Below are 21,530 nucleotides of genomic sequence, written 5' to 3'. Positions count from 1 at the left end.
GTCAGTTCTGCCACGCGAGCAGGTACAGCTTGTCGCTGCCGGCAAAGGATTTGTCGATCTGCTGCTTCACGGCCTCGGAGTTCTGAAAGATCTGGACGAATTTCCGGATCGTCGGATCGTCCTTGCGAGCGGCCTTCGTGACGAAGCTCACCGCGAAGAGCTTGTCCTCGATCCCGGAATAGATCAGCCCGCTCGTCGGATCGAAGGCACCGGCGGCGACGATGAAATGCGGATACCCCTGCGCGAGATCGACATCGCCGGTGATCCGCACCAGTTGCGGCCCCTCGACCTCGGTGAATTTCAGCGTCCTCGGGTTCTCGACGATGTCGTCGACGGTGCCGAGGAAGCCGACATCGTCCTTGAGCTTGATGAGGCCGGCCTTCTGCAGCAGCAGCAGGCCTCGGCCCTGGTTCACCGGATCGTTGGCGATGGCGACCTTGCCCCCCACCGGGACCTGGTCGAGGCTCTTATGCTTGAGCGAGAACAGGCCGATGTTCTGCAGGATGCCGAGCCCGACGATGTCGAACCGGTAGCCCTTCTGCTTCGCGGCGTTCTCCATGAAGGGACGATGCTGGAAGAAGTTCAGATCGATGTCGCCCCCGTCGAGGGCGACGTTGGGCGTCGTCCAGTCGCTGAACTCGATCACCTTCACGTCGATGCCCTGCGCCTTGGCCTCCTTGGCGGCCGCGGTGACGGCGTCGCTGTAGGCGCCCGGCACGGTGCCGATCTTCAGGGTCTCGGCCTGGGCCGCCATCGCGCCAATGGACAAGAGAACGACGGCGAAAGTCTTCAGGAAGCGCATCGGTCGGGGACTCCGGTCGCTCGGCTCGGCGAAGCCGGGGCAGCGGGCGGGGGTAAGGGGGCAGAGGGTCGATCGGTGGGCCGGAGCGGCCTCGCCCGGGCCGTGCCGGTCAGGACGGGCGGACGGGGACGACCGAGCCGCGGTAGCGTTTGCGGATGAAATCCGCGACCTCGGCCGAGGTCAGCAGGGTTCCGAGGCGCAACACGCGGGGATCCTTCGCCAGGCCCTCCGTCGTGACGAGGACGTTCGCGTAGGGGTTGCCCTCGGCCCGTTCGAGCGCCAGCGCATCCCGCGCAGGCTCCAGCCCCGCTTCCAGCGCGTAGTTGCCGTTGATGACCGCGAGCGCCACGTCGTCGAGGGAGCGCGGCAGTTGCGGGGGCGCGATCTCGACGAACCGGAAGCTCTTCGGGTTCTCGACGATGTCGTCCACCGTCGCGTTCACGTCCGCCTCCTTCGCCCGCAGCCGGATCAGGCCGTTGGCCTGAAGCAGCGACAGCCCGCGGTGGGTGTTCGAGACGTTGTTCGACAGGGAGACGACCCCGCCGGCCGGCAGGTCCGCGAGCGCCTTGGCCCGGCGGCTGTACAATCCCAGCGGCTCGACATGCACCGCCGCCACGACGGCGAAGCGCATCCCCATGGCGGCCTCCTCCGAGCGGAGGAAGGGGACGTGCTGGAAGAAGTTGGCGTCGGCGTCGCCGTCACGCAGCAGGGCGTTCGGGCGCAGATCGCCCGAGATCTCGATCACCTTCAGCGGCAGGTCGGGGGCGAGCGTGTCGCCGACGAATTCGAGGATCTCCGCATGCGGCAGCGAGGAGGCCACGACCCGCAGGGGCGCCGACGCGGCGCGGGCCGGCCCGACGCAAAGGGCCAGGGCGCCGGACAGGAAGACGCGACGGGTCGATGCAGGCACGGCGCACGCTTTTCGATGGAATTTCGATGATGAAGACTGGTCTTGGTATCTCGAAACGAAGGTCTCGCATCAAGAGCAGCGATTGCCGAATTTCGGCCCGTTCGAAGGGGATCGTCGCCGTGTTTCGCGGCGGGAGGATAGCGATGTTCTCCCGGCCCCTTGCCGCGACGGGGCTCACGCCGAAGCGGCGGCCCCCGTCGCGGCGAAGCGGCTGGCAGGGCGCGCGAGGCCGAGATGATCCCGCAGGGTGGTCCCGGCGTAGTCGCGCCGGAACAGGCCGCGCCGCTGGAGGATCGGCACGACCGCGTCCACGAAGGTCTCCAGGCCGTCCGGAAGCACGTCCGGCATCAGGTTGAAGCCGTCCGCCGCGCCGGCCCGGAACCAGGCCTCGATGTCGTCGGCGATCGCCTCCGGCGTGCCCGCGACGATGCGGTGGCCGACGCCGCCGCCCAGGGCCCGCAGGAGCTGGCGTACCGTCAGCGCGTCTCGGCGCGCGAGCGCGACGGTGCCGAGGAACATCGTGTGGTTGGCATCCGGCGGCAGCGGCAGCGGATCGGGCAGCGGCTTGTCGAGGTCGAGGCGGCCAGGATCGATCCGCAGCGTGCCCGCGAGGCGCGCGAGGCTGTACTCCACCGGCACGAGGTCCCAGAGCGCGTCCTGGCGCCGCCGCGCCTCGGCTTCGGTGGAGCCGATCACGGTGGCGAGGCCCGGCAGGACGACCAGCGCGTCGGGCCCCCGTCCGTAGCGCGCCGCCCGCGCGCGCAGGTCGCGGGCGTAGGCGGCGCCGTCCTCGATCGTCTGGGCCAGGGAGAACACCGCGTCGGCGGTGGCGGCGGCGAGCTCGCGCCCATCCTCCGAACCGCCGGCCTGGAAGGTCACCGGGCGTCCCTGCGGGCTGCGCGGCACCGTGAGCGGCCCGGCGACCGAATAGTGCGTGCCGCGATGATTCACGGCGTGGACCTTGGCGGTGTCGACGAAGCGGCCGCTCGCCCTGTCGCCGACGAACGCGTCGTCCTCCCAGCTGTCCCACAGGGCGTGGACGAGGTCGGTGAACTCCCGCGCCCGGGCATAGCGCGCGCCGTGCGCCGAGGCGCCCGCGAAGCCGAAGTTGCGGCCGGCGGCGGCGTCGGCCGTCGTCACCACGTTCCACCCGGCCCGGCCGCGGCTCACGAGGTCGAGGCTCGCGAAGCGGCGGGCGAGGTTGTAAGGCTCGTTGTAGGTCGTCGAGGCGGTGGCCACGAGGCCGACATGGCGCGTCGCCGCCGCCACGGCCGCGAGCACCACGGTCGGCTCGAGGGCGTTGAACGGTCGGTGGTCGATCCGGTCGTTGATCGCGGGCGTGTCGGCCAGGAAGATCGCGTCGAGCTTGCCGCGCTCCGCGATCCGAGCGACGCGCACGAAGTGGTCGATGTCGACGAAGGCGTCCGGCCGGCTGTCCGGCAGGCGCCAGGCGGACGGGTAGACGCCCGAATGCAGCAGGTTGACGTTGAGGTGCAGCTGGCGGCCGCTCATCGATGGTCTCCGGTTCAGCGCACGCGCGGCAGGATCTGCTCGGCGAAGCGGCGCATCTCCGCCTCGAACGGCTGGAACTGCAGCATGAACAGGTCGATGCCGGCGGCGTGGAAGGCGCGGATGCGCTCGGCCACCGTGTCGTAGTTGCCCACCAGCCCGGCGGCGGTGCCGCCATTGGTTCCGACGTGCCGCGAGGCGGCGGCATCGGTCTTGGCGAACATCACGCTCGCCTGATCGGTCCGGGCGCGGGTGTCGGCCCGCAACGGCGCGTCGCGCTCTGCGAGGGCGAGGAGGCGGGCATGCTCGGCTTGCGCCTCGGCATCGGTGTCCCTGGCGATCACGAAGGCCGAAAGCCCGTAGCGCAAGGGGCCGTTGGCGGCGGGACGCCGGCGCAGGTCGGCGATCAAGGCCGCGACGTCCCGCAGCGGTTGGCCGTTGATGAACCACACGTCGGCGTGGTCGGCCGCCAGCGCCCGGGCCGGCTCGGATTCGCCGCCGAGATAGATGGTCGGCCGCGGCCGGAAGGTGCCGGCCGGGCGGAGCCGATACTCCTCGACCTGGAAGTGCGCACCCGCGAAGGTCACGGTCTCCCCGCGCATCAGCCGGTCCACGAGGCCGATCCATTCGCGGCCGTAGGCGTAGCGGTCGTCATGGGCCGGGAAGGGCAGGCCGGCCCGCTCGAACTCCGCCTTGTTCCACGCATTCACCAGGTTCAGGGCGAAGCGCCCGCCGCTGATATGCTCGATCTGCAGCGCCATCTTGGCGAGCACCACCGGGTGGTACAGTCCCGGCTTGATCGCCGCGATGATCTCGATGCGCCGGGTCAGCGCCGCGAGCGCCGCCGCCCCGGTCCAGGCCTCGAGCTGGTCGCGCCCGGAATCGTAGGGGTTCATCGTGTGCTGGGCGACCAGCACCGCGTCGAAGCCGAGCGCCTCCGCCTCGAGCACCAGGGCGCGGTTGCGCTCCCAGCCGGCATCGTCCGGCTCGTCGGGATCGTGGTGGGAGGCGCGGGAGCCGTGGACGGCGGCCCAGATGCCGAAACGGGGAGCATGGGTCACGGCGTCAGCCCCGGCCGACGGGGGGCTGGAAGATCGGCACGTCGGTGGCGTCGATCCGGCGGGGGATGAGCTTGGCCTCGTAGAACACGTCGGCGATGGCCTGCTGCTCGCCGAGCTGGGCGCGCTCCACCGGCTCGACGGCGTAGGTCCGGCGGCTGTTGGCTGCGGCGACGACCGCCGGCGGCAGGTCGCCCCAGATCGGGGCGAGCAGCGCCACGGCCGCCTCCGGGTTCGCCTTCATCCAGGCACCGGCCTCCACCAGGGAGCGGTAGACGGTCGCCACCACCTCGGGCTGTGCCGCGACGAAGCTGTCGTTCGCCAGATAATAGCGGTGGTAGCTCGTCAGCCCGCCGCCGTCGGCGATGACCCGCACCGGGCGCTTGGCCTCCGCGAAGGCCAGAAACGGGTCCCAGATCGACCACGCGTCGAGGCTGCCCTGATCGAAGGCGACGGCTCCGTCCGGCGCCTGGAGGTAGGCGGGCTTGATGTCGGCGAACGTCAGGCCGGCGCGCCTGAGCGCGGCGGCCAGCACGTAATGGCTCCCCGAGCCGCGGGAGACGCCCACCGTCTTGCCCTTCAGGTCGGCGATCGTGCGGATCGCGGAGTCGGCCGGCACGATGATCGCCTCGGCCGCGGGCGCGCCCCGCTCGCGGGCGTAGAAGGTGAGCGGCGCCTTGGCCGACTGGGTGAAGATCGGCACGGCGTCGGCGACGTCCGCATGAATATCCACGGCGCCGGCATTCATCGGCTCGATCACGCTGGTGAACAGGTGCCAGGACGGCGTGAAGCCCAGCGGAGCGAGCCGCTCGGCGAGCGTGCCCTTCACCTTCAGCACCGTGAACAGCACCGACGAGCGCTGCATGCTGATCTTCACCTCGCGCGGCGCCGCGCGTACGGCCGGCGCACCGAGCGCCAGGGCAGCGGCTCCGCCGAGCCCGGTGCGGAGGAGCGAACGGCGGGAGGGCGCGATCCGCCACGGGGTCTCGTCGGTCATCGAAGGCTCGCACATCGGCTGGAAGGCGGGAGAGAGGCCGATACGGTGGCGGCCACGCCGTCTCGGGCCCGCCCGCCGCTCGCCGGCTCGCGTATTGAAGTCGAGCGAGGGCGTCGGATCAAGAAACCACGGTTTCGATTTTCCTCGGATGCGTGGAAGCGCCTTCTTCGATCGGCTTGTCGGAGAGAATAGGTCTCCTGTCTGTTCGTGAGCGGCGGTATGCAGATAATACTGAGATCCTGCCGAGCGATCGGTCCGAGCTTGATGATCCGGATCTGGACCGGGAAAACGTCTTCTTTCCTGTCGGCACAGATCGAAACAAAACTACCTTGCTCTACTCAAAGCCAGGGCAGACATTCCAAAAACATGTGCTTGCACGATGCTCGGCTTGAGATCGGAGGGCAATTCATCGATTTATCGGTCGCTCTGTCGCGCAGTCGGCCGGAATCGGGAAATCGTGTTCATGTCACAGACGGATGCAGGCTGGGGTGCGGGGCCGAGCGGGCGCTACGAAGAGCTCGCGGACCGGTTCCGCCCGGTCCTCGCCGAGATCCGCGCCACGGCGGTCGAGCGGGACCGCAGCCGTCGCCTGCCTCATGCCGAGATCGGCTGGTTGCGGGAAGCCAACTTCACCACCCTGCGCCTCGCGCCGGCCGAGGGCGGCCACGGCGCGAGCCTGCCCGAGCTGTTCGCCCTGCTGGTCGAGCTGTCGGTCGCGGATTCCAATGTCACCAATGCGCTCCGGGCCCATTTCGGCTTCACCGAGGATGCGCTCTGCTCGTCGTCGCCGGAATGGCGCGCGGCCTGGATCGGGCGGATCGGAGCCGGCGAGACCATCGGCAGCGGCGTCTCGGAAACGGGGCCGGCCAAGGTTGGCGCCTTCGACACGGTGGTGCGCCGGCGTGACGGCGCCCATGTGGTGGATGGCCGGAAATTCTACACGACCGGCTCGCTGTTCGCGGACTACATCCACCTCTCGGCCGAGGACGAAGCGGGCGGCCCGGTCACCGCGGCGGTGCCCGTGCGCGCGCCCGGCGTGACCATCGTCGACGATTGGGACGGATTCGGGCAGGCGCTCACCGCCAGCGGCACCGCGACCTTCGAGAGCGTGGTGCTCGATCCGGGCCTGATCAAGCCCGATCCCGCCCGCTTCCCCTATGCCATGGCGTTCTTCCAGCTCGTGCACCTGGCGACGCTGGCCGGCGTCGGCCGGGCTGCGGCCGACGACGTGGCGCGGCTGGTGGCCGAGCGGACCCGCGTCTACAGCCACGGCAATGCCGGGCGGACGGCCGACGATCCGCAGATCCAGGCGGTCGTGGGCCGCGTTCGGGCCAACGCCTACGCGGCGGGCGCGATCGTGCTCAAGGCCGCCGAGGCGCTGCAGAGGGTTTACGACGCGCACCGTGCCGGATCGCCGGATGCGGAGCGACAGGCGACGCTCGCCGATGTCGAGGTCAACCAGGCGGTCGGCGTGGTCACCGACCTGATCCTGACCGCGACGACCAGCCTGTTCGACGCGCTCGGCGCCTCCGCGGTCAAGGTCGGAACCGGGCTCGATCGCTACTGGCGCAACGCCCGCACCATCGCCTCGCACAATCCGCGGATCTACCGGGACCGCTCCGTCGGCGCCTTCGCGATCTCCGGCGCGGCGCCGCCGCGCCAATATCGCGTCGGATCGGCGTGAGGCGGCGACGGACATGGGACGCCGCGACCGCATGCGCCTGGGCGCGTTCCTGTATCCCGGCGGACACCATGTCGCCGCAGGCGGCATCCGTCGTCGCAGGCCGATGCCGGGATCAACGCCGCCCATGACCGGCAGATCGCCCGCACGGCCGAGGCGGCGAAGTTCGACCTGATCTTCCTCGCCGACGGGGTCAGCGTCCGCGGCGACGACCTCGACGCCCTGAGCCGGACGGCGATCCGCTATGTCGGCCAGTTCGAGCCCTTGACCCTGCTGTCTCACCTCTCGGCGGTCACGGAGCGCATCGGCCTCGTGGCGACCGCGTCCACGACCTACAACGAGCCCTTCCACGTCGCGCGCAAGTTCGCCTTCCTCGACCATCTGAGCGGCGGCCGCGGGCTGGAACCTCGTCACCTCCGCCGATCCGCGCGAGGCCTGGAATTTCAGCCGCGCGAGCCACCTCGCCCATGCCGACCGATCCGCCAGGGCGGAGGAGTTTGTCGATGTCGTGCGCGGCCTGTGGGATTCCTACGCGGACGACGCCTTCGTGCGCGACCGCGAATCCGGGCGCTTCTTCGATCCCGAAAAGTTGCACCTCCTCGCGCACGAAGGGGCGCATGTTTCGGTGCGCGGCCCCCTCAACGTGCCGCGTGCGCCGCAGGGGCATCCGGTCGTGGTGCAGGCCGGCTCCTCGGAAGCCGGCAAGGCGCTCGCCGCCCGCACCGCCGAGGTGATCGTCACGGCCCAGCAGACGCTAGAGGACGCGGCCGCTGGGAGACGCCATTCCGGACAGCCTAGGCCGCCAGCCTGCGCGCTTGCGCGGCGGTCGGATCGACCGTCAGGGCGATTTGACCCGATGGCGGGGCGGTCTGCACCGTGCTTTCGGCAGCCGGGCTGACGCCGAAGGTCGACATCGCCGCGACGAGCTGCGACGCCTGCGTCTGGGTTTCGGGATCGATGGCGCCCGCGCCGTTCGAGACCGGCGACGGGTTCGTCCGGAACCGCAAGGCGACGTCCGCGATGTCGCCGCGAGAGCCGTCGGCCCACGTGAACCTCCCGTCGGCCAAGATCGTGTTTCCGTGATCGAGGCGACCATCCGGCGTGGCGTTCAGATCGATAGACACGATGCCCAGATCGCCCAGGGAGTGGAGCGAACCGGGGTCCGATACCGCGGTCCCGGACGCATCGACCCAGACCTTCAGGTTGCTCCAGCCCGCATCATGCGCATCGAGCACGCTGTCATGGTTCGTATCCGCGGCTCGTAGGGCTTCGAAGGTCGGCACGAGATCGGCAGCATCGGTCGGGGTCTGGGCGCCGCTCGGAAGGTCGACGAGATAGCCTTCGCCTGGCGTTCCCCATCCTGTCTGAACCCGGCGGCCGTCGTTCCCCATGTCGAAGCGCGCGGGCGAATGGTCGGCGTTCACGGTCTGAACGCCGCCGTGGGCGAGGTCGAGGATCAGCGGGTCGCCGAAGCCACCAAAGAAACCTCCGTCGTCCCCGCCGTCCGCACCGATTGACCCGTCCGAGCCGTCCGTGCTTCCGGGGCTGATGGAGCCGTCCGACCCATCCGAGCCGTCCGCGCTTCCGGGGTTGATGGAGCCGTCCGAGCCGTCCGAGTTGCCGGGGCTGGTGGACCCGTCCGAGCCGTCCGCGCTTCCGGGGTTGATGGAGCCGTCCGACCCGTCCGAGCCGTCCGCGCTTCCGGGGCTGGTGGAGCCGTCCGAGCCGCCTGGATCGTCTCCTTGACCAGCACTGCTTGGATCATCGCCGCTATAGTATCCGTTGTCGAAAGGCGCGTTTCCTTCGTAATCGCTCATGAAGTCATCCGGAGACGTGATCTGGTCCCCCGGCGCCGATGAGTATCCGTCGCCCCTTCCGTTGAGAGACGCCTGCGTTTGGGGGCCGAAGAAGATCCCGGTGGTCTGGTGATCGATCGCATCCGAATTCTCGCGGTCATCGCTGACATTGAGTGTATCGGGATTACCGTCTGTATTTCCGACGTAGATGCGTTCGTCGGCGCACCCGTTGATGGTGTTTCCCCCGCCACGGACGGCAATGCTGTCGCCGGTGTTGAGATTGATCGTATTACCAGAGCCGTCGATGTTCGCGGCCGAGTTGGCGGTGAGGTTGATGCCTTCACCCGATCCGCTGATGACCTCGTTCACGACCCCGGGCGCGGTGTTGACCGTGGAGCCGCTATCTCCGAGCGTCAAGGTCTGCTGGTTGTTGATAAGGCCGACAGTGCCGCCACCGTTGACGGTTGCGGTGGTTCCGTCACCGTGGCCTGACCGGCTGGCTTTGGACCGGGCTGATTGAGAGGATCAGCCAGGACCAAAGGAGTTGGACATGCGGCGAGGCCAGAAGACGAACGCGGAGCAGGTCGTGCTCAAGCTGCGTCAGATTGAGGTGCAGACGGCCCAGGGCAAGAGTTTGGCCCTTGCATGCAGGGAGGCGGAGATCTCCGAGCAGAGTTACTACCGCTGGCGCAAGGAGTACGGCGGCCTTCAGGTCGATCAAGCCAGGAAGATGAAGGATCTGGAGCGCGAGAACGCTCGTCTGCGCCGGCTCGTCGCCGACCTTTCTCTAGAGAAGCAGGTGCTGGCGGACGTCGCCTCGGGAAACTTGTAGCCCCCGAGCGACGCAGGCAGGCGGTGAACGGCATCCGCGAGAAGTACGGCCTCTCGGAACGTCACGCCTGCCGGATCGTCGGTCAGCACCGCGGCACGCAACGCTACGTGCCTACCGTGCTGGCCGACGAGGATGCACTGACCCAGGCCATGATCGCCCTGGCGTCCGAGTACGGACGCTACGGCTACCGCCGAGTCACCGCGCTGCTACAGGCAGCCGGCTGGCAGGTAGGCAAAGACCGGGTTCAGCGCATCTGGCGTCGCGAGGGGCTGAAGGTCCCCAGCCGACATAGACCCCGCAGCCGCTTGTGGCTGAACGACGGCTCCTGCGTGCGGCTACGACCGCTTCATCGCAATCACGTCTGGAGCTTCGACTTCGTGCAAGCCCAGACGCACGATGGGCGCTCTCTGCGCATCCTAACGCTGATTGACGAGCACAGCCGTGCCTGCCTCGCGCTGAAGGTGGCGCGGCGCATCAACAGCGTCGGCGTGATCGAGGCGCTGGCCGACGCGATGTGCCTGCACGGCATCCCGGAGCACATTCGCTGCGACAATGGCCCAGAGATGATCTCCAAGGCGTTGCGCAAATGGGTCGCCAAAGCTGGCTCACAGATCCAGTACATCGCGCCAGGATCCCCGTGGGAGAATGGCTACTGCGAGAGCTTTAACGGCAAGCTGCGCGACGAGTGCCTACGCCAGGAGATCTTCTACTCGCTGAAGGAGGCGCAGATCGTGATCGGTCTCTGGCAAACCACCTACAGCCGCGTTCGACCGCATTCGTCGCTGGGCTATCGGCCGCCCGCGCCCGTCAGCTACCCGGGTCTGGCCTTCCGGCTACCCATGGCCGCCACCATGCAGTAGCCTCTCAATTGGCTCGGTCCAAAATACCGGTCAGGTCACGCGAGACACCGGGCGCGAGCTTGACTGTTAGGAATGCGCTCAAAGGCTTTCACGAGAGCGAGCGTTTCAGTCTCGCGGGTTGTTGAGTCGTTGTCGTCGAACAGAGATGCCACAGGCCGATCCAGCGCGCGTGCGATACGCTCCAAGCTCTCGCGTGCGGCGTTGGCAGTGCGAGGCTGTTTCGGCATATCGTCCATATAGCTCAAACGCGCCTATGCCTGATCAGTTCATCAGCACCCCAGCCGCTTTAGGGCCGAGCTTAGTGGCTAGGAAGCGCCCTACAACTATTAAAGCTTTTTGTATAACCTCGGCCCTGGCCTCGTCTCCGGTATCACAAGCTTCTAAGTATGCTGCAATAAAATCATCAACCATTATATTAACGGCCACGTCGTCCATCGATGATAAAAAATCAGCTTCCGATGGATAGTCGCAATCGTCTGCAGAACGTGCCGCTATGTTACTGAGTATCGTACGAGAGGAATTGGTTGCCTCTCTAGACCTGGACATTGCGCTATATGAAGCGCTCGCCGAACTTCGAGCCCGATCAATGCAGGCATAGGATCGTTCAAGAGCTAATTGAACGGCGGTGTCTTTGTAGACCCTCTTCGGCATAAGCCAGGTTCCCGCTGCTAAACTAGCAATGTTCTCGACCGAACCGTCTCGACCGATTTAGGTAAGGAGCAAAACATCATGGCTTTGAGTAAGTTCCAGCCCGTTCCCACAAAAGAAAAGGCGCGCCGGTAAGGGCGCGCCGAGGTTCGCATAGTTTCGACGCTCCCCAGGTCAGGAGCCATATGGCGGTAGCACGTAGCTTGGCCGTTAGCACGAACAAACCATCGACTCGCCGTGCGTTTGAGCATGTAGGCCACGGGGGTGAGCGGCGTGGTAGATGCTGCACAATCCCGCACGCGCGGTATTAGGTAGCAAGCTCACCTGACAGGCGCAGGCAATTGCAAGCGCAGGGCGAACGCCCGTATCTGAGTGATGCGCTACCTTTTGATAATCGCTGGCCTCGCCTTGGGCCTCGTGTACTTCGCTCAGCATGAGCCGGCACCATCCCCGTCCGAGGTGGCCGAGACTGAGGCCGCGCAGGCTGAGCGCACGCAGCGGCGAGAAGCGGTTGCTGAGCGCCGACGAGCCGAAGCGAAGCTAGCGGAAGACCGCGCGAAGGCAGCGGCGCCCGTCATTGATGCGGCGCTAGCTGAGATGGCCGCCAAAGGCGTCACCCGCGACGACGTGAAGGCTCACTTCTACGAAGAGATCGAGGAAGAGGTCTGCGATCAACGGAAGTGCGAGGACGACTAGCACTCGCCCCGCCATGCGCTTGCGTATGTAGACCATGGCGGTGACGCGAACCGTACCGCCTGCTGCAGACTGCCACCCACCGGTCGCCTCCACCTCCACCTTGCCAGCTACCGCCACCACCACCCCTCCACCCCTATATAGGGTGGTGGTGGAGGGCCGGTTGCCTCCACTTCCTCCACCTGCCGCCACTCCACTTTGCAAGGTGGAGCAGAATGCCAGTGGCTACTTGTTTGTGCGGCCCTGGTGGTTCGGATCGATCCCGCCGTCGAGCTTCGTCTCGTTGGCCGTGTCGCCCTCCACCGTCGCGTCCGCCTCGATGTCTTCGATGTCGTGACCCGTCAGGCCTCGGGACTGGCCGATCCCCGGATTGCCCTTCAGGTCGGCATCGGTTTGCACGTCGGTCTTGGGATGCTTGTTCGACATGTTGCCTCCGGTGCATTGGCGCAGCTGCGTCGCGCTCCGAGCCTTGAGACTGAAAGGACGCGTGCAGCACGCCAGGTCCGGGACTGTCCGACGTCAGCACCTGTGGGACAGAATGAGGGTCTTCACGAACGGAGGATGGCTGGTTCATCGTAGCCCCTGAGGAGCGAAGATGAAGCAGACATCCGGACCGGCCAAGAAGCCGGCAGAAGCGGTGATCAAGGACATCCGTCGGGCCACACGTCGGCAGTTCTCGTCCGAGGAGAAGATCCGTGTGGTGCTGGAAGGCTTGCGTGGCGAGGACAGCATCGCGGAGTTGTGCCGACGTGAGGGGATTGCCGCCTCGATGTACTACGGCTGGTCCAAGGAGTTCCTGGAGGCTGGCAAGAAGCGCCTGTCCGGTGACACGTCTCGTGCGGCCACCACGGATGAGGTGCGGGATCTCCGTCGCGAAGCGGGGGCGCTGAAGGAGGTCGTAGCTGATCTCGTCCTGGAGAACCGTTTGCTTAAAAAAAGCATGAGCGGGGCTGGGGGCGACGAGGCATGAGGTACCCGGCCCCCGAGAAGCTGGAGATCATCCGGCTGGTCGAGCAATCCCACCTGCCGGTGCGTGCCACCCTGGACAAGCTCGGCATCACGCGCTCGACGTTCTACCGCTGGTACGACGCCTACCAGCGCGGCGGCCCCGAGGCGTTGAATGACCATCCTTCGCAGCCGAGCCGGGTCTGGAACCGTCTACCTGCAGAGATCCGCGAGCAGATCGTTGCCTTGGCTCTGGAGCAGCCTGAACTCAGTCCGCGTGAGCTGGCGGTGCGCTTCACCGACGAGCGGCGCTACTTCGTCTCGGAAGCGACCGTCTACCGGTTGCTCAAGTCTCAGAACCTGATCACCAGCCCGGCCTATATCGTCATCAAGGCCGCCGACGAGTTCCGCGATAAAACCACCGCGCCCAACCAGCTTTGGCAGACGGACTTCACCTACTTGAAGGTCGTTGGCTGGGGCTGGTACTACCTGTCGACGGTCCTGGACGACTTCTCACGCTACATCGTCGCCTGGAAGCTGTGCACGACGATGCAGGCCAGCGACGTCACCGCCACGCTCGACCTGGCGCTGGGTGCGGCTGGGCTCGATCAGGCGCGGGTGATGCCGCGGCCACGCCTGCTCTCCGACAACGGTCCAAGCTACGTCGCCAGCGACCTGGCTGACTGGCTCGGCATTCGGGGCATGACCCACATCCGCGGTGCGCCATGCCATCCGCAAACGCAGGGCAAGATCGAGCGTTGGCATCAGACACTCAAGAACCGCATCCTGCTCGAACACGCGTACTTGCCCGGCGAGTTGGAGACGCAGGTTGCCGACTTCGTCGAACACTACAACCATGCCCGAGCCCATGAGAGCCTGAGCAACCTCACGCCCGCCGACGTCTACTTCGGACGCGGCGAAGGGATCCTGGCCGAGCGGGAACGCATCAAGCGCCAGACCCTGATGGATCGCCGCTTGCGCCACCACGCGCAGGCTGCCTAACCTCTTACCCCAGATGAACCAGAGCCTCCGCTCCTGAACACCGCTGAATGTCCCAAATCATCTGACGACGGACAGTTCGCGCCCTCAGGATCCTCGCGGTGCCGAACATAGCCCTGCCCAGTGAGCCAGTCCGTGAGTGCGTGCCGGATCGCCTCCGGACGTGAGGGCTTCGGCTCGGGCTGATCTGCGATCCAGGCATCAAGGGGCGAGAGCAAGGCAGGTGGAGCGCGCAAATTGATGGCGGTGCTGTTCACCACCGGCCTACCGCGGCCTCGCTTTTTGTTGGTGCCAGCTATTGACGACATGATTTGATGGTGCCATGAAATAGGACGGGCCGCAACGGTGCTGGACACACCGGAACGGCCCTGACCACCAACCGCACTTAGGATGCTGTTCATGGCTAGCCACGCCCATAGCACACGCACGCCCTTATTACCCCAGGCTGGCGCTCAGTCGGCCTTATTACCCCGTGGGGCCGGCAGGCAGCCTGGCCCAGTCACGCTGGCCCTCCGCGCTATGCGAACAGCCGATCCCGATCAGGCTGCGCACGATGCCATCGAGGCGATCCGCCGAGGCCTGGATCGCCACTTCTCCGAGTCTGACCATAGGCGCCTCAAGACGCTTCGCCGGAGCGTCGCGGACCGCATCGAGTCGGATCTTGCCTTGCTCGACATGCTGACGGGCGACGCAGACCTTGAAGACGGTCACGACCAAGAGCGTGAGAACGAGCACGGCGGCGACGTGCAGGACGAGCCGCACGATGCCGAGGAGGACGCCGGCGCCGGGGAAGACGAGGGCGTTCATCGCGTCGCCGGCTTCGACGGCGTGAACTATTCGCGCAATCGGAGGGGGCGCGCATGAGCACCGTCGCCGAGCGTACCTCTCAAACCCTGTTGGAAATGGAGGATGACATCTATGACGTGCGCCGCTGGGCTCACCTCATCGACTCGCTTAGCTCTAGCGGTTCGATGATAGACCCGGGCGCCTTGCACGTTATCAGTTCGCCAGTGCTCGAATTGGCAAAGCGTCTCGAAGCGGGATGGAGTGAGGCCCTGCAAAGATCGGGAGGCAAGGCATGAGTACCCCGCTCGCCCGTCGCCGATTGCTCTGCGGCCTCGCCGCCGTCCCATTCGCGGGGAGCGTGGCAGTCGCCACACCTGGCGAGGAAAGAACCGATTACCGGAAGCGTCTGTTTGACGCCTACGCAGAGGATAGGGCCATGCGCCCCATCTACGGATCGTGCGAAGGCTTCGGTGTTGAGGAAGAAGCCTGCTGTCTCGTCATGGGCCGTGTTTGGAGCATCTGCGAGGAAATCCGCAGGCTTCCTATCCCTCGCACGCTGCCCGACCTCGGTCTGACCGCCATCGCCTCAGCACTCATGTGGGAAGGCGAAGACCCATCCGACTCGATGGAGGTTGCAGCGATCGGCTTGATCCGGGCCACGCTTGCCGTCACCGGCACGGCGATGCCGCCGGGCTGGACGGGCTTCGGTGACGAACCCGGCATGTTGGAGCGCGATCGAGCGTTGCATACCGGGAGCGGCGTCATTCCCGCGTGGGCTATGGCGGAAGCGGAGGCGGCACGATGCGCCTGATCCTCAACGCTCTCGCTATCTTCCAAATCCGCTGGGCCGTCGCCGACCTCGCCCGAGCCGAGAGGCTGAGCGACGAGGCAGATGCAGCGATTGCGCGTGCTGATGCCCGACGCCGCGTCGCCGAAGGCCTAGCCCGACGCGCAGGCCTCGGCAGCATGCTCCGATCAGCGCCGAGTGAGTAATGACGTCCGCGCCCAGCGTGAAGCGGGAAGGGGCCCATTTCAAGAATGGGCGCGGACGGCCTGACCGAAGCCTGACAGGTGACGATTACCGGTGAGTTGTTTCGATCAAATTACCGTTTGGTCACATTGCCGAGCGGGTCGATCAATCCTCCCAGGACCGAAGCCCGCACACTAGGACCGTCACCACCACCGAGCCGGCGATGATCAGCGACAGGATGAGCTGGTCCGTTGGGTCGCTGGTGAAGGCGCGGGCTACCGCAGGACCGATCAAGGCACAGCCGGCACCGCAGAGGATCGCCACCGTTCTTGGGGTCATCGCGCACCTCGTCCGAGGCCGATCGCGTGTTGCGATCTGAACCTGTCGTCCAAGCCCGCCCAGAAACGGGGGGGGGGGGAAGCTGAGCATGGGGGCATGGACGGTCGATCCTCAGACCGACGCTTGGGTAAGCCGGGGACAAGTCATTCGTTCGGCCCGGCGCTTAGATGCCGCGGGTGTCCCTAGCATCTCGAAATGCGCCGCTTGTTACCCTGGCTGTTACCCCGGGCTGAAGCGGCGCCTCGAAAAGGAATACAAAATGACCGTAAGTCATTGTAATGTATGGTGCCGGTGGAGAGGATCGAACTCCCGACCTTCGGTTTACAAAACCGCTGCACTACCGCTGTGCTACACCGGCGGGCATTCCGAAACCCTTGACAGACCTAAGGGTTCTGGCGCGTCAGGGGCGTCTTTGACTACGTTTGACGGCGCTTCGTCAAGGCGCGGGATGCGGCGCGGTCCCCGTCGCGATCCGCCCCGCCCGCCGGCCGCGACGCGCGACTCATCGTCGACTCCCCGTTCGTCGAAGCCCGCACATCGCTCGTTGCCGGACCGTCGGTCGCGGCGGCTGGCCGGAACAGTGCCCTGCGTGCCGCGATTGGTCCGTCGCCGCGACGAGGAACGGAGGGCGCGATGCCGAAACGGAACAGCAAGGCGTGGGCGCTCGGCGTGACGGCTGCGGCGCTCGCCTGGAGCGGCGCCGCCCTCGCGCTCTCGGGCGCGGCCCCGACGCCACCGGGCGGCCAGCTCCCGGCGACGGCCCCCGGGGGCACCGAGGGCATCGCCGGCCCGCGCAACGTGGATGAGGCGATCCGCAGCGGGAATGCCTACGCGGTCCGACCCGATGGCTCTCGCAAGGTCCACCGGCGACAGCCGAGCGTCGATCCCTCCCGTCGATAGCCGGGTGGCCGACCGGCCTCGTGGTTCCGGTGGCGGTCGGCGATCCCGACGGTTGCCCCGGGGCGCCTCCGTCGGCGGAGCACTCGACGACGGAATGGAACTTGGCGAGTGAGCAGAGCTTGGCGAGGGAGCAGGGAACGCGCGCGCTGCTCGCCGCTTTGCCCGCGGATACATCCTGGGAGCGAGACGATGAGCGACGCCGACACCCCGCGACCGGGCGACGATCCGGCGCCGATCGGAGACCCGTCGCCGGGCCCCCAGGAGCCGACCGGCGATCCGATGCCCGACCTCGGCCCGACGCCGCCGATGGACGACGCGGCCGCGATCGCGCAGACCGAGGAGCAGCCGAGCTAGCGGCTCTCAGTCGACCCGCTTCCGGTATCGGTTGCCGGTCGCGTCGGTGAGGATGATCGCGGCCGTGGTCGCGGGATCGGCCGCGATGGCGGCCGGCGCGGTGATGGCCTCGGCGCGGCGCATCGATTGCGCCTGATCCATCGCAACGACGCCGAGCGCCGCCACGGTGATCGCGGACCACAATCCGGCTACGGCGACGGTGGGGATCTTCGGCACGCTGGAACCCTTACGATGGATCGTAGGATGCCGGTGATCGGTTAATGAGGCCGATCCACGGCGGGCGCTCAGTCCAAAAAGACGCGGACCCCGTCGGTGTTGAGGATGTCGCGCTGGTCGGCGCACCAGCGCTCTGCGCCGACCTCCGCGATCTCCCGAGCGAGGCGCTGCCCTTCCTCGTCGATCGCGGCCTGCGCCTGCCGGTGGCCGATCGCCTTGTCGAGGGTGGGACGAACCGTCCGGAGCAGCCCGTCCGACACCGTGTCGTCGATCGTGTAGGTCTTCCGGCAGTACAGCGTGATGCCGGCCTGCGCCCCGACGATGCGCACCATCCCCTGGACCATCTCGGCCTCCTCCTCGGCCGGGGACGGCGCGGCGAGACAGGGGCCGGCGCAGAGGATCAGGGCGAAGGCGACGCGTGCGTAGGTCATCGGCGGATCCATGGCCGACGACCCTCCCTCGGCGTCGCGGCAACGTCTCAACACCCGAGGGCAACGCTCGGCTCCGTCGGCCGCCTGCGCGAGCGCCGTGACCCGACTCCGCACGCGCCGCCGGCCGAGGCGTCCCTTGTGTCGCGGCGGGGCCCGGCCGCGGATCGTCGGCCGGGCCCGGGCGGCGTATCAGAAGCGATAGGTGAAGTTACCCTTCGCCGCATGGTCCTCGGCGCGGGACCCGACCTGCCCGGTATAGGCGATGCCGATCGTGGCGTTGGCCGAGACCCGCAGGTCGAGCCCGGCCTCGGCGACGAGGGCGTCGCGGTCGATCGGGATGCCGGCGGTCAGGAAGCTCGGTCCGGTACCGAAGGCGAGCAGCGCCTTGGGCACGACGTCGCCGAAGGCGCGGCGGTAGCCGATCAGGCCATGGGCCGAGACCGGCGTCCCGAACCCGAGGTCGAGGCTCGTCTGCGCCCGGACGCCGGCGGTGGCCGCCCCGAGGTCGTAATCGCGGGCGAAGCTCGTGAGCGCCGCGAGGCCCCCGGTCTCCACGAAGCGGTCGCGCCCGATCGAGACGTAGGCGCCCCCGACGAACGGCTCGATGTAGCTGAGCGCCTGGACCGCCGGCGCGACGGGATCCTTCGAGACCAGCGCCGAGCGGCCCTCGCCGAGGAAGATCCGGTAGCCGATCTCGCCGAAACCCTGGATCGTCGAGCCCCCGGTGCGGGCGCTCGGCGTGTCGGTCAGCCCGGCGAACAGAGCGGTGCGGCGCGTGCGCGCCGAATTGTCGGCGTAGACCGCGCCCAGCCGCAGCGCGACCGGGCCGAGCTCGTACCCGCCGTAGACGCCGCCGAAGCCGCTCTCGATCGTCGCCGATTGCAGGCGGCCGGCCGTGTCGAGGCTGGTCGTGGTGTAGCCGCCGGCCACGCCGACCCGGATGCCGTTCTCGAGGCGCACGTCGCCGCCGAGCACGAAGCCCGAGGTCTGGCGGTTGAGCCCGGCGGCGTTGCCGTCGGTCCGCGCCTGCCCGAAGGCGCCGAAGCCCTGGCCCCAGAACCCGGCGACCCGCGGATCGATCACCTGCATCGGCACCGGCGACGGCGCGACGCGGCGCCCCGGCAGGTCCGCCGTGTAGCTGGCGAGCAGGGTGCCGTAGTTCAGGCTCTCGGGCGCCCCGGGGGTGGAGCCCCAGCGCATCCGGTCGAGGATCGCCTCGCGGACGAAGAACGCGGTCTCGAACTCGGCCGAGACCGTGCTCGCGTGGATGTCGCCGGCCAGCGACCCGAAGGCGCTGCGCGCCGCCTCCGGGTTGGTGGTCACGAGGATGGTCTCGTAGAGGCGGTTGCCGGCACCGAGGCCTTCGATGCCGGCACCGACCGCGGACTGGTTGCGCGTCGTGCCGACCGAGGCGAAGGTCGTCGCGTTGCGCGACACCGAGAGGTCGACGGCGTTGGCGCCGTAGGCGAGGTCGGTCCCGATGAAGGTGTAGCTCGGGGTCGCGAGGTCGAAGCGCCCGGCGACGCCGCCGGCCGCGGTCAGGATGGTGTAGCGCTGCCCGAGCAGGCTCCGGGCTTCGGCCGCGCTGAGCGGCGCGGCGGCGTTCTCCAGCGACACCGAGACGGTGCCGCCGGCGATCTGCGCCGTGCCGGCCGCCGCGATCCGGTCGCTGCGCCCGCCCGGCGCGACCTCGACGGCGTAGAGCGAGCCGGCCGCGAAGGTCGCGTTGCCGGCGACCGTCAGCGTCCCAATGCTGTTGCCCGGCGCGACCGTTCCGCCGCCGCGGACGTTGAGGGCGCCGACGCTGCCGCCGCCGCCGAGGGTGCCGCCCGCGTTGACGTTGGCCGTCGAGGTGATGGAGCCGTTGACCGCGAGGAGGCCGCCGTTCACCTCGGTGGTGCCGGTATAGGTGCTGGCCCCGGTCAGCTCGAGCACGCCGCCGCCGGACTTCGTCAGGCCGCCCTGGTAGGTGCGCGCGAAAAAGGCCTGGTCGCGGGCGACCCGCCATCCGTACTCGGCCTGCTCGTCGGGCGTCGCCGTCGCGGGCAGCCCATTCGTCCAGCCGCGCGCCGCCTTCGTCTGCTCCCAGGCCGCGTGCTCGGCGCTGTCCTCGACGAAGCGCTGGCGCAGGGCCGCGTCGGAGATGTTGTTCGACCAGGTGTCGGCGACGCCGGCGCCGAGGTTGGCGTCGAAGCGGCCGAGGAACTGGCCCGGGCCGTTCATCGCGCGGCCGAGGTCGATCTTGCCCCAGCCGAAGACCTCGTTCGGCACGTCGGCGGGGCCGGTCCCGAGATGGGTGGCGGTGGTCAGCAGCACGTCGCGCGCCTGCTCGTTGGTCATGTAGGCGTAGCGCTCCATCACCAGCGCCAGGGCGCCGGAGACGTGCGGGGCCGACATCGAGGTGCCGCTCTTCACCCCGTAGCCGGCCTCGCCGGTCGTGAGGTTGACCACCGTCGAGGTGATGCTGCGGCCGGGCGCGGCGATGCACCAGTACTTGGCGACGCCGCAGCGGTTGAACTGGGTCTGGTCGGCGGCATTCAGGCCCGACGCGGCGATCCAGTCCTTCTCGAGGTCCGGTTGGAAGTAGGGCAGCGCCGCGCGGATGGTCGGGTTGTTGACCCCGGCGTTGCCGGCGGCGACGACCTGGATCACGCCGGCGCGGCCCGCATCCGCGATGGCGTTGAGCCAGCTCAGCTGGCGCGTGAAGGGGGCGTAGGCGGCCGTGAGGCCGGCCAGCGTGTTGTAGTTGTCGCGCGGCGGCGGGCTGCCCCAGCTGCTGTTGATCAGCCGTGCGCCCTGCGCGACGAGGTTGCCGTAGGCGCCTTTGAAGTAGGCGTAGTCCGCGTTCGGGCCGTAGATCGACGAGTCGGTGCCGTTGGTGTTGGTCGCGATCAGCTGGGCGCCGAAGGCGACGCCGTGGGTGCCGGTGCCGTCGCGGTTGGCGACGATGGTGCCGTCGACGTGGGTGCCGTGGTCGTCGTTGACGCCGCGCACCCAGGTGCCGGGCACCGAATAGGGCTGGCCGGCGGTGAAGAAGTCCGAGCGCGTCGTGCCGCTGTCGTAGCGGAAGCTGCTCGAGGAATAGCTGCCGGTGTTGGTGATCGCCCGAGCGCGACCGGCGAATTCCGGATGCGTCCCGAGGAACCCCGAATCCACCGAGCCGACCAGGACGCCCCTGCCGGTGATGCCGCGGGCATAGGCTTGGTCGGCGTTCATCGAGGCCTTGCCGTAATCGGCGAGGTATTCCGGGGTGCGCCAGCTTGCCGGGTCGCCGACGCGACCGGGATCCTGGTAGCCGGCCGACTGCGCCAGAGCCGCCGGGGAAACCGTCGCGCACAGGGCATAGGTCAGGCCTGCGACGCCGAGCGCGCGCGGACGAAAGGTCAAGGGCATGAATGTCACCGTATTCGAGTGAAGAACTACGGCCGATGGCGGCACGCGAAGGTGCGTGTTCTTTCCGAAGAATGCGATCGACGCATTCCTTCGGGCATTCACGATGTCTTGTCGATGCGCATCGTTCTTGAACTCAGTAACGTATGAGCCTCACGTTTCCGTGACTCAAGCTGGAAACGAATGGAAATTCCGATCGCTCGGGATTGTGGCCGGGCGGCAACATTCGCGCCGTGGAGGAGCGCCCTGCCGGCCCGGCGGGCCGGCGCGGCGACAGCCGGCGGAGGGTGCCGCGACCCAGGGACCCAGCGCCCTGGCGGGAAGCGACGAAGAGCTTATCTGCGGCCTCACGGAACGATCGTTCCCGGATGCCGCGATCCGCGGACGCGTCCGGACGCGCCGGTCCGTCGTGCG

Annotated in this window: 21 protein-coding genes, 1 tRNA gene and 1 pseudogene; 9 read left to right on the top strand and 14 right to left on the bottom strand. The window is 67.9% G+C overall.

Translation table 11 applies throughout. The annotated features are described in order from the left end of the window. Nucleotide 1: 1 nt before the first annotated feature. From ACFZ8E_RS24390 to ACFZ8E_RS24370, 5 genes are all read right to left on the bottom strand, one after another. Nucleotides 2-802, bottom strand: coding sequence for a MetQ/NlpA family ABC transporter substrate-binding protein (locus ACFZ8E_RS24390; RefSeq protein ID WP_405044028.1), 801 nt, complete (start codon nucleotides 800-802; stop codon nucleotides 2-4). Nucleotides 803-911: 109 nt separating this feature from the next. Then, nucleotides 912-1,712: a MetQ/NlpA family ABC transporter substrate-binding protein gene (locus tag ACFZ8E_RS24385; RefSeq protein WP_243950180.1), complete on the bottom strand. Its 801-nt coding sequence runs from the start codon at nucleotides 1,710-1,712 to the stop codon at nucleotides 912-914. A 174-nt stretch (nucleotides 1,713-1,886) separates the two neighbouring features. Further along, nucleotides 1,887-3,224, bottom strand: a complete 1,338-nt coding sequence (locus ACFZ8E_RS24380; RefSeq protein WP_243934439.1) for an LLM class flavin-dependent oxidoreductase — start codon at nucleotides 3,222-3,224, stop codon at nucleotides 1,887-1,889. A gap of 14 nt (nucleotides 3,225-3,238) precedes the next feature. Then, on the bottom strand, nucleotides 3,239-4,282 hold the full coding sequence (locus tag ACFZ8E_RS24375; RefSeq protein ID WP_405044027.1) for an LLM class flavin-dependent oxidoreductase: 1,044 nt from the start codon (nucleotides 4,280-4,282) through the stop codon (nucleotides 3,239-3,241). Nucleotides 4,283-4,286: 4 nt separating this feature from the next. Further along, nucleotides 4,287-5,276: an ABC transporter substrate-binding protein gene (locus ACFZ8E_RS24370; RefSeq protein ID WP_243934437.1), complete on the bottom strand. Its 990-nt coding sequence runs from the start codon at nucleotides 5,274-5,276 to the stop codon at nucleotides 4,287-4,289. 463 nt (nucleotides 5,277-5,739) lie between these two features. On the opposite strand from ACFZ8E_RS24370, the gene ACFZ8E_RS24365 reads away from it, so the two are divergent. Together ACFZ8E_RS24365 and ACFZ8E_RS24360 are read left to right on the top strand one after the other, a co-directional pair. Then, the gene (locus tag ACFZ8E_RS24365) at nucleotides 5,740-6,960 is read left to right on the top strand and encodes a monooxygenase (protein WP_405044026.1); all 1,221 of its coding nucleotides are present in this window, start codon (nucleotides 5,740-5,742) and stop codon (nucleotides 6,958-6,960) included. Between the two features lie 13 nt (nucleotides 6,961-6,973). Then, a pseudogene (locus tag ACFZ8E_RS24360) lies at nucleotides 6,974-7,729 on the top strand (NtaA/DmoA family FMN-dependent monooxygenase); the annotation flags it as partial. Nucleotides 7,730-7,751: 22 nt separating this feature from the next. On the opposite strand, the gene ACFZ8E_RS24355 reads toward ACFZ8E_RS24360, so the two are convergent. Beyond that, entirely contained in the window at nucleotides 7,752-9,122 is a 1,371-nt protein-coding gene (locus ACFZ8E_RS24355) for a hypothetical protein (RefSeq protein WP_405044025.1), read from the bottom strand. A 181-nt stretch (nucleotides 9,123-9,303) separates the two neighbouring features. Between ACFZ8E_RS24355 and ACFZ8E_RS24350 the strand changes: the two genes are divergently transcribed. Then, nucleotides 9,304-10,445, top strand: a protein-coding gene (locus ACFZ8E_RS24350; protein ID WP_405043607.1) for an IS3 family transposase whose coding sequence is annotated in 2 segments (ribosomal slippage) — nucleotides 9,304-9,571 and nucleotides 9,571-10,445 — 1,143 coding nt in all. Because the reading frame shifts where the segments join, the coding sequence is not laid out codon by codon here. A 261-nt stretch (nucleotides 10,446-10,706) separates the two neighbouring features. Here ACFZ8E_RS24350 and ACFZ8E_RS24345 read toward each other — a convergent pair. Beyond that, nucleotides 10,707-10,880 carry a hypothetical protein gene (locus ACFZ8E_RS24345; RefSeq protein WP_405044024.1) on the bottom strand — a complete coding sequence of 58 codons (174 nt, stop codon included), beginning with the start codon at nucleotides 10,878-10,880 and terminating at the stop codon, nucleotides 10,707-10,709. A 588-nt stretch (nucleotides 10,881-11,468) separates the two neighbouring features. Between ACFZ8E_RS24345 and ACFZ8E_RS24340 the strand changes: the two genes are divergently transcribed. Continuing rightward, a complete protein-coding gene (locus ACFZ8E_RS24340; protein ID WP_405044023.1) occupies nucleotides 11,469-11,789 on the top strand; it encodes a hypothetical protein in 321 nt (106 codons plus the stop codon). 222 nt (nucleotides 11,790-12,011) lie between these two features. Here ACFZ8E_RS24340 and ACFZ8E_RS24335 read toward each other — a convergent pair whose 3' ends face one another. Next, entirely contained in the window at nucleotides 12,012-12,212 is a 201-nt protein-coding gene (locus ACFZ8E_RS24335) for a hypothetical protein (RefSeq protein ID WP_405044022.1), read from the bottom strand. A 169-nt stretch (nucleotides 12,213-12,381) separates the two neighbouring features. Here ACFZ8E_RS24335 and ACFZ8E_RS24330 point away from each other — a divergent pair. Then, a protein-coding gene (locus ACFZ8E_RS24330) for an IS3-like element ISMex16 family transposase (protein WP_405041759.1) occupies nucleotides 12,382-13,733 on the top strand; the annotation gives its coding sequence in 2 pieces (ribosomal slippage) (nucleotides 12,382-12,718 and nucleotides 12,718-13,733; 1,353 coding nt in all). A 462-nt stretch (nucleotides 13,734-14,195) separates the two neighbouring features. On the opposite strand, the gene ACFZ8E_RS24325 is transcribed toward ACFZ8E_RS24330, so the two are convergent. After that, complete coding sequence (locus tag ACFZ8E_RS24325; RefSeq protein ID WP_405044021.1) at nucleotides 14,196-14,537, bottom strand: hypothetical protein; 342 nt, start codon at nucleotides 14,535-14,537, stop codon at nucleotides 14,196-14,198. Nucleotides 14,538-14,590: 53 nt separating this feature from the next. On the opposite strand from ACFZ8E_RS24325, the gene ACFZ8E_RS24320 reads away from it, so the two are divergent. Continuing rightward, entirely contained in the window at nucleotides 14,591-14,812 is a 222-nt protein-coding gene (locus tag ACFZ8E_RS24320) for a hypothetical protein (protein WP_405044020.1), read from the top strand. Between the two features lie 140 nt (nucleotides 14,813-14,952). Continuing rightward, a complete protein-coding gene (locus ACFZ8E_RS24315) occupies nucleotides 14,953-15,327 on the top strand; it encodes a hypothetical protein (RefSeq protein WP_405044019.1) in 375 nt (124 codons plus the stop codon). Between the two features lie 324 nt (nucleotides 15,328-15,651). On the opposite strand, the gene ACFZ8E_RS24310 is transcribed toward ACFZ8E_RS24315, so the two are convergent. Then, nucleotides 15,652-15,825 (bottom strand): hypothetical protein, encoded by a 174-nt coding sequence (locus ACFZ8E_RS24310; RefSeq protein WP_405044017.1) that lies wholly within the window; start codon nucleotides 15,823-15,825, stop codon nucleotides 15,652-15,654. 283 nt (nucleotides 15,826-16,108) lie between these two features. Then, a tRNA-Thr gene (locus tag ACFZ8E_RS24305) sits at nucleotides 16,109-16,183 on the bottom strand. A gap of 275 nt (nucleotides 16,184-16,458) precedes the next feature. Here ACFZ8E_RS24305 and ACFZ8E_RS24300 point away from each other — a divergent pair. Then, nucleotides 16,459-16,725 (top strand): hypothetical protein, encoded by a 267-nt coding sequence (locus ACFZ8E_RS24300; RefSeq protein ID WP_147858906.1) that lies wholly within the window; start codon nucleotides 16,459-16,461, stop codon nucleotides 16,723-16,725. Between the two features lie 189 nt (nucleotides 16,726-16,914). Continuing rightward, nucleotides 16,915-17,079 (top strand): hypothetical protein, encoded by a 165-nt coding sequence (locus tag ACFZ8E_RS24295; RefSeq protein WP_187274755.1) that lies wholly within the window; start codon nucleotides 16,915-16,917, stop codon nucleotides 17,077-17,079. A gap of 6 nt (nucleotides 17,080-17,085) precedes the next feature. On the opposite strand, the gene ACFZ8E_RS24290 is transcribed toward ACFZ8E_RS24295, so the two are convergent. The 3 genes from ACFZ8E_RS24290 to ACFZ8E_RS24280 all read right to left on the bottom strand — a co-directional run bounded on the left by ACFZ8E_RS24290 (nucleotide 17,086) and on the right by ACFZ8E_RS24280 (nucleotide 21,119). Beyond that, nucleotides 17,086-17,295, bottom strand: coding sequence for a hypothetical protein (locus tag ACFZ8E_RS24290; protein ID WP_243932808.1), 210 nt, complete (start codon nucleotides 17,293-17,295; stop codon nucleotides 17,086-17,088). Nucleotides 17,296-17,363: 68 nt separating this feature from the next. After that, nucleotides 17,364-17,726, bottom strand: a complete 363-nt coding sequence (locus ACFZ8E_RS24285; protein ID WP_147726540.1) for a hypothetical protein — start codon at nucleotides 17,724-17,726, stop codon at nucleotides 17,364-17,366. 189 nt (nucleotides 17,727-17,915) lie between these two features. Further along, nucleotides 17,916-21,119, bottom strand: coding sequence for an autotransporter domain-containing protein (locus tag ACFZ8E_RS24280; protein ID WP_405044015.1), 3,204 nt, complete (start codon nucleotides 21,117-21,119; stop codon nucleotides 17,916-17,918). Between the last annotated feature and the right edge of the window lie 411 nt (nucleotides 21,120-21,530).

The sequence above is a fragment of the Methylobacterium sp. HMF5984 genome, from assembly GCF_045033435.1.
GTDB lineage: Bacteria > Pseudomonadota > Alphaproteobacteria > Rhizobiales > Beijerinckiaceae > Methylobacterium.
Note: the sequence above shows the minus strand (reverse complement) of the source record. Positions and strands in the feature narration are given on the sequence as shown.

Bases quoted from the DNA above. Each gene is read 5' to 3' on its own strand.
- ACFZ8E_RS24315 (WP_405044019.1), top strand. From the start codon at position 14,953: ATGCGCCCCATCTACGGATCGTGCGAAGGCTTCGGTGTTGAGGAAGAA.
- ACFZ8E_RS24310 (WP_405044017.1), bottom strand. From the start codon at position 15,825: ATGACCCCAAGAACGGTGGCGATCCTCTGCGGTGCCGGCTGTGCCTTG.
- ACFZ8E_RS24345 (WP_405044024.1), bottom strand. From the start codon at position 10,880: ATGGACGACGTGGCCGTTAATATAATGGTTGATGATTTTATTGCAGCA.
- ACFZ8E_RS24390 (WP_405044028.1), bottom strand. From the start codon at position 802: ATGCGCTTCCTGAAGACTTTCGCCGTCGTTCTCTTGTCCATTGGCGCG.
- ACFZ8E_RS24340 (WP_405044023.1), top strand. From the start codon at position 11,469: ATGCGCTACCTTTTGATAATCGCTGGCCTCGCCTTGGGCCTCGTGTAC.
- ACFZ8E_RS24295 (WP_187274755.1), top strand. From the start codon at position 16,915: ATGAGCGACGCCGACACCCCGCGACCGGGCGACGATCCGGCGCCGATC.
- ACFZ8E_RS24285 (WP_147726540.1), bottom strand. From the start codon at position 17,726: ATGACCTACGCACGCGTCGCCTTCGCCCTGATCCTCTGCGCCGGCCCC.
- ACFZ8E_RS24325 (WP_405044021.1), bottom strand. From the start codon at position 14,537: ATGAACGCCCTCGTCTTCCCCGGCGCCGGCGTCCTCCTCGGCATCGTG.
- ACFZ8E_RS24365 (WP_405044026.1), top strand. From the start codon at position 5,740: ATGTCACAGACGGATGCAGGCTGGGGTGCGGGGCCGAGCGGGCGCTAC.
- ACFZ8E_RS24300 (WP_147858906.1), top strand. From the start codon at position 16,459: ATGCCGAAACGGAACAGCAAGGCGTGGGCGCTCGGCGTGACGGCTGCG.
- ACFZ8E_RS24370 (WP_243934437.1), bottom strand. From the start codon at position 5,276: ATGACCGACGAGACCCCGTGGCGGATCGCGCCCTCCCGCCGTTCGCTC.
- ACFZ8E_RS24380 (WP_243934439.1), bottom strand. From the start codon at position 3,224: ATGAGCGGCCGCCAGCTGCACCTCAACGTCAACCTGCTGCATTCGGGC.
- ACFZ8E_RS24320 (WP_405044020.1), top strand. From the start codon at position 14,591: ATGAGCACCGTCGCCGAGCGTACCTCTCAAACCCTGTTGGAAATGGAG.
- ACFZ8E_RS24335 (WP_405044022.1), bottom strand. From the start codon at position 12,212: ATGTCGAACAAGCATCCCAAGACCGACGTGCAAACCGATGCCGACCTG.
- ACFZ8E_RS24280 (WP_405044015.1), bottom strand. From the start codon at position 21,119: ATGCCCTTGACCTTTCGTCCGCGCGCGCTCGGCGTCGCAGGCCTGACC.